The following is a 15,881-nucleotide window of genomic DNA, read 5'->3' as shown; positions in this document are numbered from 1 at the left end:
CCAAACAAAGATCCGATCAGACACCAAACAGCCGTCGCAGGAAAGCCGTCAGCGTTGACAATCCCGCATGAAAATCTTCGTCGAGCCCGCCATGAACGGCGCGCCACGCTTTCGGCTGTTCAAATTCACCGGCCCAGAGCCCTGCCCGCGCCGACCTCGCTTCCGCTTCCGCCAATACATAGTCCCCGAAAGCCACCGCGTGGCCGGACCGCACCATGGCCGCGTTGAGATCGATGCCGCCTGACCGGCATCGCACCAGATCCCGGCCGTAGCGATCAATGCCTTCACCCTTGCAGTCGACCGGCGTGCTCCCGACAAGACTTCTCAGGTGGGCTGCCGATTCCAGACCACAGCCATAGTCCAGCCCGTCCCTCAGACAGCGCTGCTTGAGCTCGGGTGCATCGATACCCTTGAGCCGCAGCCGCCGCGCTCCCATAGCCAGACTGTCGCCATCGACAACGCGCACGGACCCCGAAATCTCGGTTGCTGCGAACTCTTCCATGCGGGCGGCAAAGAAGGCTGCGCCGGCAAACAGCAGCACGGCAACGCAGATATCGAGGATCCTGCGCCAGCGCGGCCGCCGTTTTCCTGATCGCCGTCCGGGGAATCTCATTGGGAGAGATGATCCTATTCATCCATTGGATTCAAGACGATTGATCCGGTTGAGATTCAAAATGCAAACAGGTTCTTAAACTTTGACGACTAGATTTTCAGCCCAAACCGGAGAAATCGGAACCGCTGTGTCGACGCCTCAGACCATGACCGACAAGAACATTGTCGATCGTTCGCGCATTCACAAGAACGCGGCGGTGATGAAAACCGTGCGTGCCACCCGCGAACAGTTGCAGTATGGCCGTGAGCGTTCGCCCTTCTTCGACCATGAGATGCTCCGTCTCCACATCAACGCAGTGCTGCAGGGCGCCGCCGCACCGGCTGTTCTGGTGATCCTGGCCGCGGTCGGCGGTCTCTGGTTTGACGAAGCGCTGTGGTTGCTGGGCTGGGCGCTGATGACGCTGGTGGTCTATGCCGGACAGATTCTCATCGCCCGACGCGCCTCGCGCGAACACTCCAGCCAGGAGAACTTCGGTCGGTGGCGCAAGCGCTTTCTTGCCGCCTATACGGTTATCGGCCTGACCTGGGCCCTGTTTGCCTTTCAGAACTGCACCACCTGTCAGGGTGACACGTTCGTGTTCTACAAGGCGGCTGTGTTGCTGATTGCGCTCGCCGCAACCGCGATGACCACATTCGCCTTGCGCTATGCGTTCTACTTCGCGGCCATTCCCGCCATCCTCGCGCTTGCGGCCCGTGCCTCGATCAGCCACGATGCGGCAGACCTCTCCGCTTTTGCCATGATTGCCGCAGCAGCCCTGTTCTTTGCCTTCATGTCGCAGCGCCTCTACAGCACCAACCTGAAGATGCTCAGCTACCAGACCGAGAAGGACGACCTCATTGCGGAACTCGAGGTCGCCAATTCCGTCTCCGACGAAGCCCGCCGCCGTGCCGAGGAATCCAATCTCGCCAAATCACGCTTCCTGGCCTCGATGAGCCATGAACTGCGAACCCCGCTCAACGCCATCCTCGGCTTCTCCGAGGTCATGTCCGGCGAGGTGCTCGGCCCGATCGAGAATGCCAGCTACAAGGAATATGTCGGCGACATCCACCGTTCCGGCCAGCATCTTCTCAATCTGATCAACGAGATCCTCGACCTGTCGCGAATTGAAGCAGGTCGCTACGAGCTCAACGAGAATGCCCTGTCTCTTGCCGATATCGCCGAGGACTGCATAGGCCTGGTGCAGCTCAAGGCGCGCAGCAAGAACATCCGCATCATCGAGGCGTTCGAGGAAAACCTGCCGATGGTATGGGCGGACGAGAAATCCATGCGCCAGGTGGTGCTCAATCTTCTCTCCAATGCGGTCAAGTTCACCCCGTCCGGAGGGGAAATCCGCGTCAAGCTCGGCTGGACCGCCGGTGGCGGTCAGTACCTGGCGATCAAGGACAACGGCCCCGGCATTGCCGAGGAAGAAATCCCGGTGGTGCTTTCCGCCTTCGGCCAGGGCTCGGTCGCCATCAAGAGCGCGGAACAGGGCACCGGCCTCGGCCTGCCCATCGTCCAGGCAATCCTCGCCAAGCATGGCGGCGAATTCGTGCTGAAATCGAAACTGCGCGAAGGCACCGAAGGCATCGCCATCCTGCCACGCAACCGCGTGCTTGAAAGCATGGCGCCGGTGGAAGGCGTCCCCGGCGGAGCAGTCAAGAAGAAGCGGGCCTTCGCCTGAACTTCCGCCTCTTGCCTGACTGACGGAGCTTCACTCCTTGCCGGCAACTCCTGCCTGGGAGAAGGTTGCCATGCCTGAATGGCATTGGGCCGCCGACTTGACGATGCCGGCGGCCAGTGCGGCGCCTGTCCCCTCGCCCAGGCGCATGCCAAGTGCCAGCAGCGGCGTCTTTCCGAGCTTTTCGATGGCCGCCATATGGCCCGGTTCGGCCGAGACATGCCCGATAAGGCAATGATCCAGCGCAGAAGGGTTGGCCGCATGCAGCACCGCAGCCGCCGCGGTCGCCACATAACCGTCGATAAGCACCGGGATGCGTTCCATCCGCGCCGCGAGGATCGCCCCGGCCATGGCCGCGATCTCGCGCCCGCCCAGCCGGCGCAGCACTTCGAACGGATCATCGAGATGGCTCTTGTGCAGCGCCACCGCGGTTTCAACGACCGCGATCTTGCGCGCCAGCACCTCGCCTTCAGCGCCGGTGCCCGGACCGACCCAGTCGACCGCAGATCCGCCATAGAGCGCGTAGAAGATCGCCGCTGCAATGGTTGTGTTGCCGATGCCCATTTCACCGATGCACAGAAGATCGGTGCCACCGGCGATCGCCTCCATGCCGAACGCCATCGTCGCAGCACAGGTGCGCTCGTCCATCGCCGCTTCGACCGAGATGTCACCGGTCGGCACTTCCAGCGCAAGGTCGAAGATCTTCAGGCCAAGGTCATTGGCAACACAGATCTGGTTGATCGCGGCGCCGCCGGCGGCGAAATTTTCCACCATCTGCGCCGTCACCGAGGGCGGGAACGGCGACACGCCCTGCGCGGTGACGCCGTGATTGCCGGCGAAGATCGCCACCAGCGGGCGCGTCACCTGTGGCGAGCGTCCGGTCCAGGCGGCCAGCCAGAATGCGATTTCCTCGAGCCGACCCAGCGAACCTGCCGGCTTGGTCAGTTGCGAATCACGCTCGCGCGCCACCGCCAGCGCGGAGCTGTCCGGGCCCGGCAGATTGCGCAGGAGTTCGCGAAAATCATCAAAAGGCAAACCGCTGGCACTCATTTTATTCTCCAAGACTTTTCTGCGCATGACGCGCGACGTGGCCCGGTGTAATTGTCAAATCGCCCAAGGACAATAACGTTCGCGACATCCGGGGTCTTGCCCCGGACAATGCCGCCCGCCGGAGAGCCCATGCAGATCAGCGACTACATCGACGACCTCGTCCGCGCCACCGGCTTCCTCAGTCGCCTGCCGATGCCGGCCCGCCATTTCCAGGGCCATGACGGGTCGTTGAGCCGGGCGTCAGGCATGGCCCCGATGGCAGGCATCGTGATTGCCCTGTGCCCGGGTCTCGTGGCGCTGCTGCTTTCGGCCGCGGACGCCAATGCGGCGCTGACGGCAATCCTGTGCCTCATGGTCCTGATTGGCGTGACCGGGGCGCTGCACGAGGACGGGCTCGCAGATTGCGCCGACGCACTGGGCGCGCGGGGCGGACGGGACAAGATGCTCGACATCATGAAGGACAGCCGCATCGGAACCTACGGGGTGCTTGCGCTGCTGCTGAGCTTTTCGCTGCGCGCCGTGGCACTGACCGTCATCCTGTCGGTCGCTGGCGGATGGGGTGCATTCTTCGTGCTGCTGGCGGTTGCATCTGCCTCCCGTGCAGCCATGGTATGGCACTGGAACACGCTGCCATCGGCACGCTCGAACGGCGTCGCCGCAGCAGTCGGCGCGCCGGAAGAAGGCGCTGCGACGCTGGCACTTGTCTCCGGCACCGTCGTTTTCGTGGCTCTGGTCACATTTGCAGCGGGCATCGTCGCCGCGCTGTTCGGTCTGGCCCTTCTGGCGGCGGCAGCACGCCAGTGGACCACGATGGTCCGCTCCCGGCTGGGCGGGCACACCGGCGACACGATCGGTGCGACCCAGCAGATCAGCGAGACAGTCTGCCTGACGACCCTTGCCCTTTTGCTGTGAACGACCGATATAAAACACTGACTGTTGTACCAAACGAGCGAAACCACCGATGAGCATAGAATCGCCCTGCATCCTGGTATGCTCGATCGACATGAAGAGCGGGTTTTGTTTTGGCTGCGGTCGAACCCGCGACGAGATTGCCGGCTGGATGAACTATTCCCCCGAGTCCAGACGCCAGTTGATGGCGGAGTTGCCGGCCCGGCTCGAAACGGTCGAGCGCAAGCCCCGCCGTGAAACCAGGCGCCAGCGCATTGCGCGCGAGCGCCAGGACAGTTGAGAAGGATGGTTTTCGTTCTCGCGCTGATCGGCGCCGCCCTCGCCGTCCTGATTTTCAATCATGAAACGGGTTTCAGCTTCGGCCTGCCAAACACCGACCTCGCCAGCCTCGTCTATCTCGGCCTGATCGCCTCGGTCATCGGCGCAGGCGTGGTCGGCGCTCACCGCAACATCGGCGAGATGGTCAAGAACCTGCTGATCTGGGTGGTGATGATCCTCGGGCTTGCCACCGGCTGGCTCTACCAGGACCAGGCCAAGGAGGCCGTGCTGCGCGTCGCCGGGGGCCTGGCGCCGGGACGGCCGGTCACTGTTTCCGACGAGAAAGGCCAGGCGGTGCTGATCCGCAAGTCACTCAACGGCCATTTCGAGGCGGCAGGCGACGTCAACGGCCAGCCGGTGAACTTCCTGATCGACACCGGCGCAACGTCGATCGCCCTGTCGCACCGGGATGCGCTCAGCATCGGCTTCACCGAGGGTGAGTTGAACTACTCGCTCATCATCAACACCGCCAACGGCCAGGCCCGCGCGGCTCCGGTGCGGCTTGACAGCGTCGCGATCGGCACCGTCGAACGACGCGGGCTTCGCGCCACCGTGGCCGAGCCCGGCCGTCTCGACCAGAGCCTGTTGGGAATGAACTTTATCTCTTCCTTAACCGCTTTCGAGATGCGGCGGGACGAAGTCATCCTGCGCGACTAGTATCATCTTGATGAGAAATGCCGGCCTGGTTCAGGCTGCAGCCCGTCCGACCGGCGGAAAGCCTCGGGCAAGCGACCGGTGACACTGTGACAGACGTTCCATCGCTGCGCGGTGGAAACCCGATTGTTCAAATATTGCTGCATTTGTTTCCCGGTCACAGGTCGCGCCATGATAACGAGTTTTCAATCCTACCAGTTCTACACAAAGGACATCAACGAGACCCTGCGCCGTGCTGCGGCGGACGCGGTCACCAGCCGGGAACTGCAATACTACCGCGACAACATCGGCTCGATCACCAGCATTGACGAGTTCCTCGGCGACGACCGGATCTACGCCTATGCGATGAAAGCCTATGGCCTGGAAGAGATGACCTACGCCAAGGCCTTCATCCGGAAGGTGCTGGAAAGCGATCTGACCGACACCGACAGCTTTGCCAACCTGCTGACAGATACCAAGTACCGCACGCTGGCGGCGGCCTATGATTTCGGCAGCACCGTGACATCCGAAATCATCCAGACCACCAGCCAGATCGACAACCTGATCGATACCTACGAGCAGTCCATCGAGGACAATGACGGTCAGTTGAAGGCAGACACCGCCTACTTCACCGCCGTCTCGCAGACATTCACCACTGTCGACGATCTCTTCAGGGACACGCGGGCGCGGGACTACGTTTTCACCACCTTCGGAATCGATCCCTCGACCTTCGACTACAACACGATCAGAAGCGTCATCACCAGCGACATCAGCGATGCCAACAGTTACGTGAATTCCGTGATTGCGCCGCAGGTCAATGACTGGCTTGTTCTCGTCGACGATCTCAACACGCAACTCGCCGACCCGGCCAATACTCCGGCGCAGAAAGACAAGATCAACTACCTGATTGCCCAGTACTCCAAAGCCATCGCCAAGGCCGACAATTTCTACAATCTGGCGGCCGCATTCAACTTCAAGGCTGACGGCACGCTGGATGCCGGCGTCGACGCGATGAGCGCCGCCCAGCTGAAAATGGTCACCGAATCCTACGTTCTCTCGCAGCCGAGACTGACGACCACCGGCGCCCTGCTCAACAAGCAGTATTACGAGGACACGATTTCGACCGTCACCACGATCGACGAGCTTCTGAACAATTCGCGCCTCAGCATCATGTTGTTGACCGCCTACGGCATTCCCCTGACCACCAGCCGTGCCGATGTGAAATGGGCGCTGGAACAGGACACCTCCGACCTCAATGGCGAGATTTACACCAAGAGCGAGGGAATGATCGCTCTGGCCAAGGCCTTCAATTTCGAAGCCGATGGCAGCATCACTCCTGGTCTGGATATTCAGGACAGCGATCAGCTCTTCTTGACCATGGCCAATTACATCGACAAGTACAATGATGCCGATGAGGAGGCCGACCAGGCCGCGATCGCCAAGTACAAGCTCTATATCGGGCTGACCAAGAACCTCGATGACTTCCTCTCTGCCGAACCGGCAGCGGTGACCATTCGCGAATTTGCGCTGAAAGCCTTCAACATCGCACCCGAAGAGGTCTCCACCTTCAAGCTCAAGCAGATCTTCACCAGCGACCCCTATGATCCCGAGAGCTATGTCAACCAGATGAAGGACGACCGGTTTGTGCAACTGGTCAAGGCCTACAACTTTGCCGCCGACGGCAGCATCGGCTCACCGCGTTATGCACAGTCCGAAAACGAGATCACCCGGATCAGCAAGGCCTACTACACTGCCGTCACCAGGCTGGATTCGAGCGAATCCTCCAAGGCTGCGGCTGAAGCCGAAGCGGTCTACTACCGCACCCAGCTGCAGTCGCTGGAAACCGTTGATCAACTGCTCGCCGATGTCCGCCTGAAAAACGTACTGCTTGTCGCTGAGGGCCTGAGGCCGGTCGATGTCAGCAACGAGATGCTCAGGGCCGTGCTGACCTCGGATCTCGATGATCCCGACAGTTTTGCCAACCAGCAAAGCGATATCGGATTTCAGAAGGTTGCCGGCTCCTTCAATTTCGATGCCGACGGCTTCATCCGCAGCGAGTCCGGCCGCAGCGTCCAGAATGAGCGCGGCCTGGTTGAAACCCAGCGGCTATACCTGACACAGGCGATCGAAGAAGAAGCAGGCCAGGAAAGCCTCGGTGCCCGTCTGGCGCTCTATTTCGAACGCATGGCGCCCACTGTGACCAGCAACTTTGAAATCCTGGCCGACGATGCCCTGGCGCAATTTGTCCGTACAGCGTTCTCCATATCCGAAGAGACGGCAAGCAGCGACATCGACAAGCAGAAAGCCATGCTGGACAGGTACCTCGATGTGGACGACCTGCTCGATCCGGAAAAGCTGGAATCCCTTATTCAGCGTTTCCTGGCGCTTTACGATCTCGACAATGGTGCGCCGGACCCACTGCTTACGATCATGAACGGCAGCACCTCGATCAACTTCGAGACGGTGGCGACACTGGCGCAATTGCGCGCCAGCTTCTGATCCTGACACTGTCGCAGCCGCCTGAGCATGGCATCCGACGATGGCACCGATCTCCGGGACTTGACGGTCAGCTCAGGCTGTAGAGGAACCGCGCTGCGACCGAAAGCATGAAGATCCCGAACCCGATCTCCAGTTGCCGCTTGTTCAGCGCATGGGCAAAGCGAACGCCCAGCGGTGCAACCACAAGCGTGATCGGGATAATCAGTGCCGCGACCACCCAGTTGATGTAACCGGTCGAAAACGGCGGCAGGCCACCAGCCCCCCATCCCGCCCAGATGTAGCCGAACAGACCGGGGATGGCGATCAGCACGCCAACGCCTGCGGAGGTGGCGACCGCCCGGTGAACCGGGCTGCCGTAGAGCGTCATGAAGGTGTTGTTGAGAACGCCGCCGCCGATCCCCATCAATCCCGAAAGCAGCCCGATCAGCCAGCCAACGACAGCCCTTACCGGATTGGAAGGCAACACGGTTCCAAGCCGCCAATGCTGCCGGTTGAGCAGCATGCGCACCCCGACGAGAATGGCGATCAGGGCAAAGATCGCCCGCAATCCGGCGCTCGAAACCGACGCAGCGACCACTGCTGCCGAAAAGACCCCGAGTGGCACCGGCAGCAGCCAGCTCCTCAGCAGATCCTGATCCACGGCGCCGCGTTTCCTGTGCGCCAGGAACGAGCGGATCGACGTGGGCACGATGATTGCCAGAGACGTGCCGACGGAAAGGTGCATGCGAACGGCATCATCAATGTGCAGCAACCCGAACAGCTGGTAGAACACCGGCACCAGGATCGCCCCACCCCCGATCCCGAAAAGGCCTGCAAGCAAACCTGCCACGGCCCCAGCTCCGGCCAGCGCAGCCGCAAACCAGATCAAATCCCCCACTGCCGGCATTGACGATGTTCCTTGTACACGCTTTGCGGCGGCTGCCGCAGCATCTCGCCTGCCGGCTTACCCCAACGGATAGCCGTCATCAAACCGAGACATAGATCAGGCACTCTCCCCCTGCGACCGGCGTACACAATTCCGGCCGCATGAACTTCATGGGCCGGTTCCCCGCACGCAACCCGGCCGCGTCTGGAGTTCCCCGATCCGGGTTGACGCCCCATCCCCCGGCAACGGGCTGAAGGCTGGCACGTCCAGCCTTCTTTTTTACCTCAGTCGCAGTGTCGGTAGCCTGCCTTGCGCGTTCTCAGGTCGAAATGGAAGTGGTCCTTGTGGTGGATATCGCTGCCCGGACCAAGCACTGTGGTGAAATACTTGCAGCTGTCGTGCCTGATCGTCTTGAGCAGGCTCTTCTCGCGGAAGGAAAAGAAGCCGGGCTTGCGCACGGCAATCGCCTGGCCGTTGTTGAGCGTGATCTTGCCGACATCGATCGCATTGCCGCTGGCATGCTCGGACATCGGGGCCCCGCGTTTGGAGTTCATGGTCCTGCACGAATAGGAGGAGAGCTGGCGGATCGAACTAACGCCGGAGAGATAGCGGAGCCGCGCCGCAGGCGCGAGTTCGTTCTTGACCCATTGCGCAAACGCGTCCGTAATCTGGCAGTTGAGCTTCGCCGCCGGCTTGATCTCGATACCGCCCGAAAGCTCGGTGACCTCGATCGGATAGGGGATCGAGCAGCCCTTGCCGCTGTTGATGGCCGGAAGGTCGCGGAAGGTCACGCCCAGGCGTTTCAGCCGGTTGCGGCAGGCCTTCTCCGAAGCCGGCATGCCTCCGGCCCATTGCGGTGCGTTCATCGGATCGGTGACCCGCGGCATCAACCCGGCCACCTGCACCTGGGCATTTTCGGTGCGGTCGTTCTGCAGCGAACCGTCGGATCCGCTGCTGGAGGGATAGCCCGAAGCGGTGACCAGTTGCGGGTTGTCGGTGCCGATGCCCGTAACGATCGGCTGATCGCCGCCACTCTCGGGAAGGGCCGAAGTCATCTGTCTCGCGTCGACGCCGTCAGAGACCGGATAGGCAAGAACATTCTGCATCGGCGCATCCGGACTGTTGGGCACGGCACTGTCGGAGACGTCGGCAAACATGGCCGGCGCAAGCGGCGCGCTGGTCATTGCTGGGGCAACCGGTTCGCTCAGGATGACCGGCGCAGACGGCTCGATTGCCAGGAGATCACCCGGAGGCGCCATGTCGCCCGAACACCCGGCAGCAAACAGCGCGGTTGTCAGCGCCAGTCCGGCTCTGGAAAGCCGGCAATGGCGGTATCTGGATACGCGGGACAACATGGCTTACTCCGGAGATACGCAAAACTAACCATGACACTCTCACACAACAGTAAAGGAAGACTGATCCCCGGCGTTAACGGCTGGGGCAATATTGCGGCAATTGGTCGATCCACGGCCCCGACTGCGGGGACGATGGCAACCGTGGAGGTCGGATCACCCGGCCGTCTTCCCCATGTTCTCGCCGACTCTCCCTTCAAAACAATGCGGCGCCGGGTTAAAGCTTCAGTCAAATGAGGAGATGACCATGATCAGCCCGACCGGTGAATTGACTTTGCGGACCCTTGCCATGCCGGCCGATGCCAACGCCGCCGGCGACATTTTCGGCGGATGGGTGATGGCCCAGATGGACCTTGCCTGCGGCATCCGCGCCGCAGAGCGGGCCCGTGGCCGTGTGGTCACCGCCGCCGTCAATGAGATGTCCTTCGCCATGCCGGTCAAGATCGGTGACACGCTGTGCATCTACACCGACATCGTCAAGGTTGGCCGCACCTCGATGACGCTCCTGGTCGAGGCCTGGGCGCAGCGCTATCTCTCGCCGCAGATGGACAAGGTCACCAACGCCCTGTTTGTCATGGTGGCGCTGGACGCAAACAACAAGCCGACACCACTACCGGCCGAGTGATCCGGCAAACCAAAGCCCAGCAGCACGGCTTGAATCAGCTTATCAGCCATGCGATTCAATCCGGCAACTCGCTTGCCTAACTCATTGAAAAAAGACAATCGCAGCTCTGGCGGCAACCTTGGTCCAGCGGACACAAAGAGCATTCATCAGCTGGCTTTCGCTGCAGCACCATCCCCAGCACTGGCCGCTTCCGCCTGGTGCATCTCGTAAAGGTACAATCGCGTCTTGCGCCGGTCGGCGAGCTCCCAGATCTCCGAAGCCTCGACACCGGGCACTGCGAAACTGTTCGAGACCAGCAGGCTGCCGGGCTTCATTTCCCGTCTCGCCTTTTCAAACAGCTGCGGCATCGGTTCAGGCGACAGAAACGCATAAACAATGTCTTCACCGGACAGGTCGGTTGACCAGATATCCTGGCGCACAATCTCACCCCGCCGCTGGATTTTCGACAGGAGGGCAGAAACCAGCCAGACCATCGGCGCAGATTCGACGCCGGTCGCATGCCGCCCCTCCCCGTCCAGCGCCCGCACGACACCGCCAAGACCCGAACCGAGATCGATGAAGCGCCGGGCGCCGCGTTGATGCACCAGCGACAGCAGAGCTTCGGTGGTGAGCCGGTTGGTCAGATACAGCGGTACGCGCTCCCGCGCGGTGTTGGAAAAGAAGAGATAGAGCACGACAAACCCGACACCGAATGGCCAGGCCGGTAGTTCGCCAGCATTGAGCGCCAGCGCCAGCGCAGCCGGAAAGCACAGGCAGATCCAGACCCACCAGACCGGCAGGCCCAGCAGCCTGGTCACCAAGGCGGCCGCCACGCTCTGGACAACCAGCCCGAGCCAGAACAGGCTCTGCGCATCGAGCACACCCGCCAGCCCGGCGCTGATCGCGATCACCGTGACGCCGGCTGCGACCTGCGCAATGACCGCGCCGATGATCGGGTAGCTGCGAATTGCCCTCATGCCGGATCCTGTCGATTGGACCGCCTGCCGTGCCCCATCGTCAGGCCGCGGCTGTCAGATCGCTGAAGTCGATTGCGTCGAACGCGGCCGCGATTACCTCGGGGCCCGCACCGGGACGAACCGCGTCCGCCGACAGGATCTGGCGGAAACGGCGCGCCCCGCGCACACCCTGGAACAGCCCGACCATGTGCCGGGTGACGTGAACAACCCGGCCACCGGCCACAAGATGCTTCTCGGCGTGTGCCATCATGGCTGCGCAAACCGCAGCCCAGTCGGTATCAGCCACATCCATCCCGTAGATCTGCCGGTCCACCCCACCGAGCAAAGAGGCATTGTGGTAAGCGGCCCTGCCGAGCATCACGCCATCGACATGATTGAGATGCTCAACGGCCTGATTCAAATCCGTAACACCACCGTTTATCCCTATGAAGAGATTGGGATAATCCTGCTTCAATCGGTAAACTCGATCATAGTCGAGCGGCGGAATGTCACGGTTTTCCTTGGGCGAGAGCCCCTCGAGCCAGGCCTTGCGTGCATGCACCCAGATCGCGTCGACGCCCGCATTCGCAACCGCGCCGGCGAGGTCCGAGAGGGCAACCTCCGGATCCTGCTCATCGACCCCGATGCGGCATTTGACTGTCACCGGCACACTCGCGACAGCCTTCATCGCTGCCACGCAGCGCGCCACCAGATCGGGCTCGCGCATCAGGCAGGCGCCAAAGGCGCCGGACTGCACCCGGTCGGACGGACAGCCCACATTGAGATTGATTTCGTCATAGCCAAAATCACTCGCAATCCGCACCGCCTCGGCCAGCTTGTCCGGCTCCGAGCCGCCCACCTGCAACGCCACCGGATGTTCACACGCATCATAGCCGATCAGCCTTTCGCGATCGCCATGGATGATGCCATCGGCAACCACCATCTCGGTGTAGAGCAACGCCTCACGCGTGAGCTGACGATGGAGAAACCGGCAATGCCGGTCCGTCCAGTCCATCATCGGCGCGACCGCAAATCGATGTGACGGATAGGTGCTCATATCGTCCTTTTGATCGGATCAAGAAAAGGCTGGATTTTCCGGCCAAACATTCTGGCCTGCGTATAGCGCAATTTTCCCAGGTGCGAAACTCCGGCCTCGGTAGCCTTGCGACCGGCCTGGTGGAACAAGTCCCGGCACTTCTGCGTTGACCACCAAACAGCAACGGAGATCTTCATGCCGACAGACAAGAACGGATCGCCCATAGACCCCGTCGACGCCCAGATCGGCGGCGACGGGGACATCGACGGCATCGCCCAGACGCTGACCGCCGACGATATCAACGCTGTGCTGATGTCGCCACAGCCGGCCGAACAGCGGCTTGAAAGCCTCAAGGCGATGCGCGCTGAAATAGAAGCACGATCCCATGCCGACTTCGGAAACGACATGGGACCGTTGCTCGACGACATTGATGCCGCCATCGCCCAACTGTCATCCCGGGCCTGAACCCGGTTCGATCAACCAGCCCGGTTCGATCAACTCGTTTGCAAGGAGCAATATCCATGGCCAGCAATTCGCACGGAGCTTCCGTCAAGGACGACGACACATACGAGGCATTGCGCGACGACGGCGCCTCCAAGGAAAAGGCTGCCCGCATCGCCAACGCCCAGGCCAATGACAGCCAGAAGCCATCGGTCAAGGGTGGCAAGGCTTCACCCTACGATGAGTGGACCAAGGACGACCTGTATCAGCGTGCCCAGGACCTTGATCTCGACGGCCGCTCCTCAATGAGCAAGGACGAACTGATCACCGCACTGCGCAACAACTGAAGACGCGATCAACCCTCCGGCCCGCCCAGGCAGGCCAGAAAACCCCGCTCGGATTGCCCCCTCCGTAGCGGGGTTTTCGAATCCACGAACCCATTCAGACCTTCAGGCTTGCGACCTGCGCCACGGCATCCGCCGCTTCGCGGCCCTTCTGCACAAAGTGGGTTGTGAAAAAGGCTTCGTGTTCGCCCTTGGGCTGGAAATGATGCGGGGTCAGGGACACAGAGAACACCGGAACTTCCGTCTTGAGCTGGACATCCATCAGCCCGGTGACGACCGCCTGGGCGACGAAATCATGCCGGTAGATGCCGCCGTCGACCACCAGGGCGGCAGCCACGATCGCGTCATAGTCGCCCGTTTTTGCCAGCTTCTGCGCCAGGAGTGGCATCTCGAACGCACCGGGCACGTCGAAGGGACGGACTTCGGCGTCAGGAGCCAGCTCCGCCATGCGCTGCCTGAAGCCCACAAGCGCCTGGTCGACGATATCGGCATGCCAGCGAGCCTTGATGAAAGCAATTTTGAGGGATTTTGTCATTGCTCGGATCCTTTCAATAATGACAAGATCCCAGAGCGCACAAGCGCTTGGAACGGGTCTTTCGACCCGCTGCCTCACGCCCATTCTCTACCATCCGGACTGTAACCGTCGGCCCTGGAGTTTCACCAGTGTCTGCTGACCCACCCGAAGGTGGCGCTCGCGGGCTGTAACCGCCGGTGGGGAATTCCGCCCCGCCCTGAGAATAGGGTGGTGGTAATTTGTCAGCTGACCGGAGTCAATTCGTTCCAATCCGCGACTGGCTCAGACCCTCGGACCAGTCCCGTGACACTGCGTTCACCGCACCGAACCCAGGCTATCGGGAAATGTCGGAACTCAAGCCGCGGGCATGCGTTGACTGCTCGTAAGTTTCACGACCAAGGAGCAAACCATGCCCACAATGGAAAATGCGAAGATCCTCATCATGTCGACCCACGGCTTTGAGCAGTCAGAACTGGAATATCCGCTCGAACACCTCAAGAAGGCCGGCGCTACCGTTCACGTCGCCACCCTCGACGGCAAGCCGATCAGGGGTTGGGATGAGAAAGACTGGGGCAATACCGTCGACGCCGATCTGAAGATATCGGACGTCAATGTCGATGACTACATCGCTCTTGTGCTGCCCGGCGGCCAGATCAACCCGGACCTCCTGCGCGTCGAAAAGGATGCCGTGCAACTTGTCCGCGACTTCGTCACCAACGACAAGATTGTCGCCGCCATCTGCCATGCCCCGTGGCTGCTGATCGAGGCCGGCGTCATCAAGGGCCGCGAGGCAACCTCCTACCACTCGATCCGCACCGACATGGAAAATGCCGGCGCCAAGTGGGAAGACAGCGAGATCGCGATCGACAACGGCATCATCACCAGCCGTTCGCCCAAGGATCTCGAGGCCTTCGTCAACAAGATCATCGAGGAAGTCCGCGAAGGCGAGCATCATCGCGATTCCGCCAACGCTGCCTGACCTATACCGGGGTGGCCACCTCTGTGGCTGCCCCGGGCCAGCCCGTTCAGCATCCAACCGGTGTCCACTGGGCTGAACATCCACCACCCGAGGGAGATTGCATGACCCACCTGCCCGTTCCACACAAGACCCTCATCGTTGTCGGCACCGGAGAGGGCGCCAAGTTCTACCGGAATGCCGGCAAGAACGGCGATCTCAAGCTGCAGCATTCGAAAGATCTCGAACCCGGCGACCTCGCCGATCAGGGTCCCGCCGGCAAACAACCGCCGGATATGTCAGCCAAGGAATCGATGGAAGCGACATTTGCGAAAATCCTGGCAAACCACCTTTATGCGCTTGCCCAGTCGCACAAGTTCGACGACCTCATCCTGGTCCTCGATCCCGACACGCTCGGTGAAACCCGCCCGAGCCTGCATGTCAGCGTGACGGACAAGATCATGCTGGAATTGCCCAAGACTTTGGTCAACAGCCCAACCGACGAAATCGAGAAGTCGATCATGGCCGCGCTTTGATCGCCAGTCTGACTTCCGGCCGGGCCCCACACCCGGCCGGTTTCACGACTGCCCTTCTCCGCTCCTTTTCGAGATAGCTTGCGATTACCTTTCAAACCTATGGGGAGTTGCCTCATGGCCTCATGCATGCGAAATCCGGGAGGGATTTACGTTCAAGGGGGGATCATGACTGTCAGCTTTACCACAGATCGCATGCTGCATTTCGGCGACTGCGACATTTCCGGCACCGCTTATTATCCGTCCTATCTCAACCTGCTCAATGGCGTGAACGAGGAGTTCTGGGCGGCGATCGGCTACCCCTGGCACGAAATCATCTGGAAGGAACGCTGGGGCACGCCGACGGTGCATCTGAGCTGCGATTTCTCCAAGCCCTCTTTTTTCGGCGACAAGCTGACCTTCGAGCTGACTGTCACCAAGGTCGGCAGATCATCAATGACCGTGGAGCACACCGTGCTGTGTGGCGAGGAGGAGCGCTGGACGAGCAAGCAGGTGCTGGCGGCGAGCCATCTCGACGAACACACCTCCATGCCCTGGCCGGACGACGTCCGCGCCAAGCTGCTCTCGTTCCTGCCAGCCGATCCCGCAGAGTGATCTGC

At 61.3% G+C, this 15,881-nt stretch carries 18 protein-coding genes and 1 riboswitch; of the genes, 11 read left to right on the top strand and 7 right to left on the bottom strand.

The annotated features are described in order from the left end of the window. Window positions 1-16: 16 nt before the first annotated feature. Window positions 17-613 carry a thermonuclease family protein gene (locus tag GTW23_RS06455; protein WP_252915123.1) on the bottom strand — a complete coding sequence of 199 codons (597 nt, stop codon included), beginning with the start codon at window positions 611-613 and terminating at the stop codon, window positions 17-19. Between the two features lie 115 nt (window positions 614-728). On the opposite strand from GTW23_RS06455, the gene GTW23_RS06450 reads away from it, so the two are divergent. After that, window positions 729-2,276, top strand: coding sequence for a sensor histidine kinase (locus GTW23_RS06450; protein WP_382264220.1), 1,548 nt, complete (start codon window positions 729-731; stop codon window positions 2,274-2,276). 30 nt (window positions 2,277-2,306) lie between these two features. On the opposite strand, the gene cobT is transcribed toward GTW23_RS06450, so the two are convergent. Next, window positions 2,307-3,323: a nicotinate-nucleotide--dimethylbenzimidazole phosphoribosyltransferase gene (cobT, locus tag GTW23_RS06445; protein ID WP_152008323.1), complete on the bottom strand. Its 1,017-nt coding sequence runs from the start codon at window positions 3,321-3,323 to the stop codon at window positions 2,307-2,309. 129 nt (window positions 3,324-3,452) lie between these two features. Between cobT and GTW23_RS06440 the strand changes: the two genes are divergently transcribed. From GTW23_RS06440 to GTW23_RS06425, 4 genes are all read left to right on the top strand, one after another. Continuing rightward, window positions 3,453-4,235: an adenosylcobinamide-GDP ribazoletransferase gene (locus GTW23_RS06440; protein ID WP_252915122.1), complete on the top strand. Its 783-nt coding sequence runs from the start codon at window positions 3,453-3,455 to the stop codon at window positions 4,233-4,235. A 49-nt stretch (window positions 4,236-4,284) separates the two neighbouring features. Continuing rightward, complete coding sequence (locus GTW23_RS06435; protein ID WP_152008321.1) at window positions 4,285-4,512, top strand: DUF1289 domain-containing protein; 228 nt, start codon at window positions 4,285-4,287, stop codon at window positions 4,510-4,512. A 5-nt stretch (window positions 4,513-4,517) separates the two neighbouring features. Next, on the top strand, window positions 4,518-5,207 hold the full coding sequence (locus tag GTW23_RS06430) for a TIGR02281 family clan AA aspartic protease (protein ID WP_152008320.1): 690 nt from the start codon (window positions 4,518-4,520) through the stop codon (window positions 5,205-5,207). Window positions 5,208-5,375: 168 nt separating this feature from the next. Next, window positions 5,376-7,682, top strand: coding sequence for a DUF1217 domain-containing protein (locus GTW23_RS06425; protein ID WP_152008319.1), 2,307 nt, complete (start codon window positions 5,376-5,378; stop codon window positions 7,680-7,682). A 67-nt stretch (window positions 7,683-7,749) separates the two neighbouring features. On the opposite strand, the gene GTW23_RS06420 is transcribed toward GTW23_RS06425, so the two are convergent. Next, the gene (locus GTW23_RS06420; protein WP_252915121.1) at window positions 7,750-8,568 is read right to left on the bottom strand and encodes a sulfite exporter TauE/SafE family protein; all 819 of its coding nucleotides are present in this window, start codon (window positions 8,566-8,568) and stop codon (window positions 7,750-7,752) included. A 263-nt stretch (window positions 8,569-8,831) separates the two neighbouring features. Further along, a complete protein-coding gene (locus GTW23_RS06415) occupies window positions 8,832-9,902 on the bottom strand; it encodes an extensin-like domain-containing protein (RefSeq protein ID WP_252915120.1) in 1,071 nt (356 codons plus the stop codon). A 244-nt stretch (window positions 9,903-10,146) separates the two neighbouring features. Here GTW23_RS06415 and GTW23_RS06410 point away from each other — a divergent pair, with 244 nt between their 5' ends. Continuing rightward, the gene (locus GTW23_RS06410) at window positions 10,147-10,524 is read left to right on the top strand and encodes an acyl-CoA thioesterase (RefSeq protein WP_382263966.1); all 378 of its coding nucleotides are present in this window, start codon (window positions 10,147-10,149) and stop codon (window positions 10,522-10,524) included. Window positions 10,525-10,670: 146 nt separating this feature from the next. Here GTW23_RS06410 and GTW23_RS06405 read toward each other — a convergent pair whose 3' ends face one another. Then, the gene (locus tag GTW23_RS06405) at window positions 10,671-11,480 is read right to left on the bottom strand and encodes a class I SAM-dependent methyltransferase (RefSeq protein ID WP_252915119.1); all 810 of its coding nucleotides are present in this window, start codon (window positions 11,478-11,480) and stop codon (window positions 10,671-10,673) included. 40 nt (window positions 11,481-11,520) lie between these two features. Beyond that, on the bottom strand, window positions 11,521-12,516 hold the full coding sequence (dusA, locus tag GTW23_RS06400) for a tRNA dihydrouridine(20/20a) synthase DusA (RefSeq protein WP_152008315.1): 996 nt from the start codon (window positions 12,514-12,516) through the stop codon (window positions 11,521-11,523). A gap of 174 nt (window positions 12,517-12,690) precedes the next feature. Between dusA and GTW23_RS06395 the strand changes: the two genes are divergently transcribed. After that, window positions 12,691-12,960, top strand: coding sequence for a hypothetical protein (locus GTW23_RS06395; RefSeq protein ID WP_152008314.1), 270 nt, complete (start codon window positions 12,691-12,693; stop codon window positions 12,958-12,960). Between the two features lie 56 nt (window positions 12,961-13,016). Continuing rightward, window positions 13,017-13,283, top strand: coding sequence for a DUF7218 family protein (locus GTW23_RS06390; RefSeq protein WP_152008313.1), 267 nt, complete (start codon window positions 13,017-13,019; stop codon window positions 13,281-13,283). A gap of 94 nt (window positions 13,284-13,377) precedes the next feature. Here the strand turns inward: GTW23_RS06390 and GTW23_RS06385 are convergent, their stop codons facing one another. After that, window positions 13,378-13,815 carry a 6,7-dimethyl-8-ribityllumazine synthase gene (locus GTW23_RS06385; protein ID WP_152008312.1) on the bottom strand — a complete coding sequence of 146 codons (438 nt, stop codon included), beginning with the start codon at window positions 13,813-13,815 and terminating at the stop codon, window positions 13,378-13,380. Between the two features lie 78 nt (window positions 13,816-13,893). Then, window positions 13,894-14,023: riboswitch (FMN riboswitch) on the bottom strand. Between the two features lie 180 nt (window positions 14,024-14,203). Between GTW23_RS06385 and GTW23_RS06380 the strand changes: the two genes are divergently transcribed. From GTW23_RS06380 to GTW23_RS06370, 3 genes are all read left to right on the top strand, one after another. Next, entirely contained in the window at window positions 14,204-14,773 is a 570-nt protein-coding gene (locus GTW23_RS06380) for a type 1 glutamine amidotransferase domain-containing protein (protein ID WP_252915118.1), read from the top strand. 101 nt (window positions 14,774-14,874) lie between these two features. After that, entirely contained in the window at window positions 14,875-15,285 is a 411-nt protein-coding gene (locus tag GTW23_RS06375; protein ID WP_252915117.1) for a host attachment family protein, read from the top strand. A 165-nt stretch (window positions 15,286-15,450) separates the two neighbouring features. After that, window positions 15,451-15,876: an acyl-CoA thioesterase gene (locus tag GTW23_RS06370; protein ID WP_252915116.1), complete on the top strand. Its 426-nt coding sequence runs from the start codon at window positions 15,451-15,453 to the stop codon at window positions 15,874-15,876. Window positions 15,877-15,881 lie beyond the last annotated feature (5 nt).

Origin of the sequence: Parahoeflea alexandrii (genome assembly GCF_024105735.1) — a bacterium.
GTDB lineage: Bacteria > Pseudomonadota > Alphaproteobacteria > Rhizobiales > Rhizobiaceae > Hoeflea > Hoeflea alexandrii.
This window is presented reverse-complemented; position numbering and strand designations above follow the sequence as displayed.

Coding starts and splice junctions, on each gene's coding strand:
- GTW23_RS06455 (WP_252915123.1), bottom strand. CDS start 613: ATGAGATTCCCCGGACGGCGATCAGGAAAACGGCGGCCGCGCTGGCGC.
- cobT (WP_152008323.1), bottom strand. CDS start 3,323: ATGAGTGCCAGCGGTTTGCCTTTTGATGATTTTCGCGAACTCCTGCGC.
- GTW23_RS06440 (WP_252915122.1), top strand. CDS start 3,453: ATGCAGATCAGCGACTACATCGACGACCTCGTCCGCGCCACCGGCTTC.
- GTW23_RS06435 (WP_152008321.1), top strand. CDS start 4,285: ATGAGCATAGAATCGCCCTGCATCCTGGTATGCTCGATCGACATGAAG.
- GTW23_RS06430 (WP_152008320.1), top strand. CDS start 4,518: ATGGTTTTCGTTCTCGCGCTGATCGGCGCCGCCCTCGCCGTCCTGATT.
- GTW23_RS06425 (WP_152008319.1), top strand. CDS start 5,376: ATGATAACGAGTTTTCAATCCTACCAGTTCTACACAAAGGACATCAAC.
- GTW23_RS06420 (WP_252915121.1), bottom strand. CDS start 8,568: ATGCCGGCAGTGGGGGATTTGATCTGGTTTGCGGCTGCGCTGGCCGGA.
- GTW23_RS06415 (WP_252915120.1), bottom strand. CDS start 9,902: ATGTTGTCCCGCGTATCCAGATACCGCCATTGCCGGCTTTCCAGAGCC.
- GTW23_RS06410 (WP_382263966.1), top strand. CDS start 10,147: ATGATCAGCCCGACCGGTGAATTGACTTTGCGGACCCTTGCCATGCCG.
- GTW23_RS06405 (WP_252915119.1), bottom strand. CDS start 11,480: ATGAGGGCAATTCGCAGCTACCCGATCATCGGCGCGGTCATTGCGCAG.
- dusA (WP_152008315.1), bottom strand. CDS start 12,516: ATGAGCACCTATCCGTCACATCGATTTGCGGTCGCGCCGATGATGGAC.
- GTW23_RS06395 (WP_152008314.1), top strand. CDS start 12,691: ATGCCGACAGACAAGAACGGATCGCCCATAGACCCCGTCGACGCCCAG.
- GTW23_RS06390 (WP_152008313.1), top strand. CDS start 13,017: ATGGCCAGCAATTCGCACGGAGCTTCCGTCAAGGACGACGACACATAC.
- GTW23_RS06385 (WP_152008312.1), bottom strand. CDS start 13,815: ATGACAAAATCCCTCAAAATTGCTTTCATCAAGGCTCGCTGGCATGCC.
- GTW23_RS06380 (WP_252915118.1), top strand. CDS start 14,204: ATGCCCACAATGGAAAATGCGAAGATCCTCATCATGTCGACCCACGGC.
- GTW23_RS06375 (WP_252915117.1), top strand. CDS start 14,875: ATGACCCACCTGCCCGTTCCACACAAGACCCTCATCGTTGTCGGCACC.
- GTW23_RS06370 (WP_252915116.1), top strand. CDS start 15,451: ATGACTGTCAGCTTTACCACAGATCGCATGCTGCATTTCGGCGACTGC.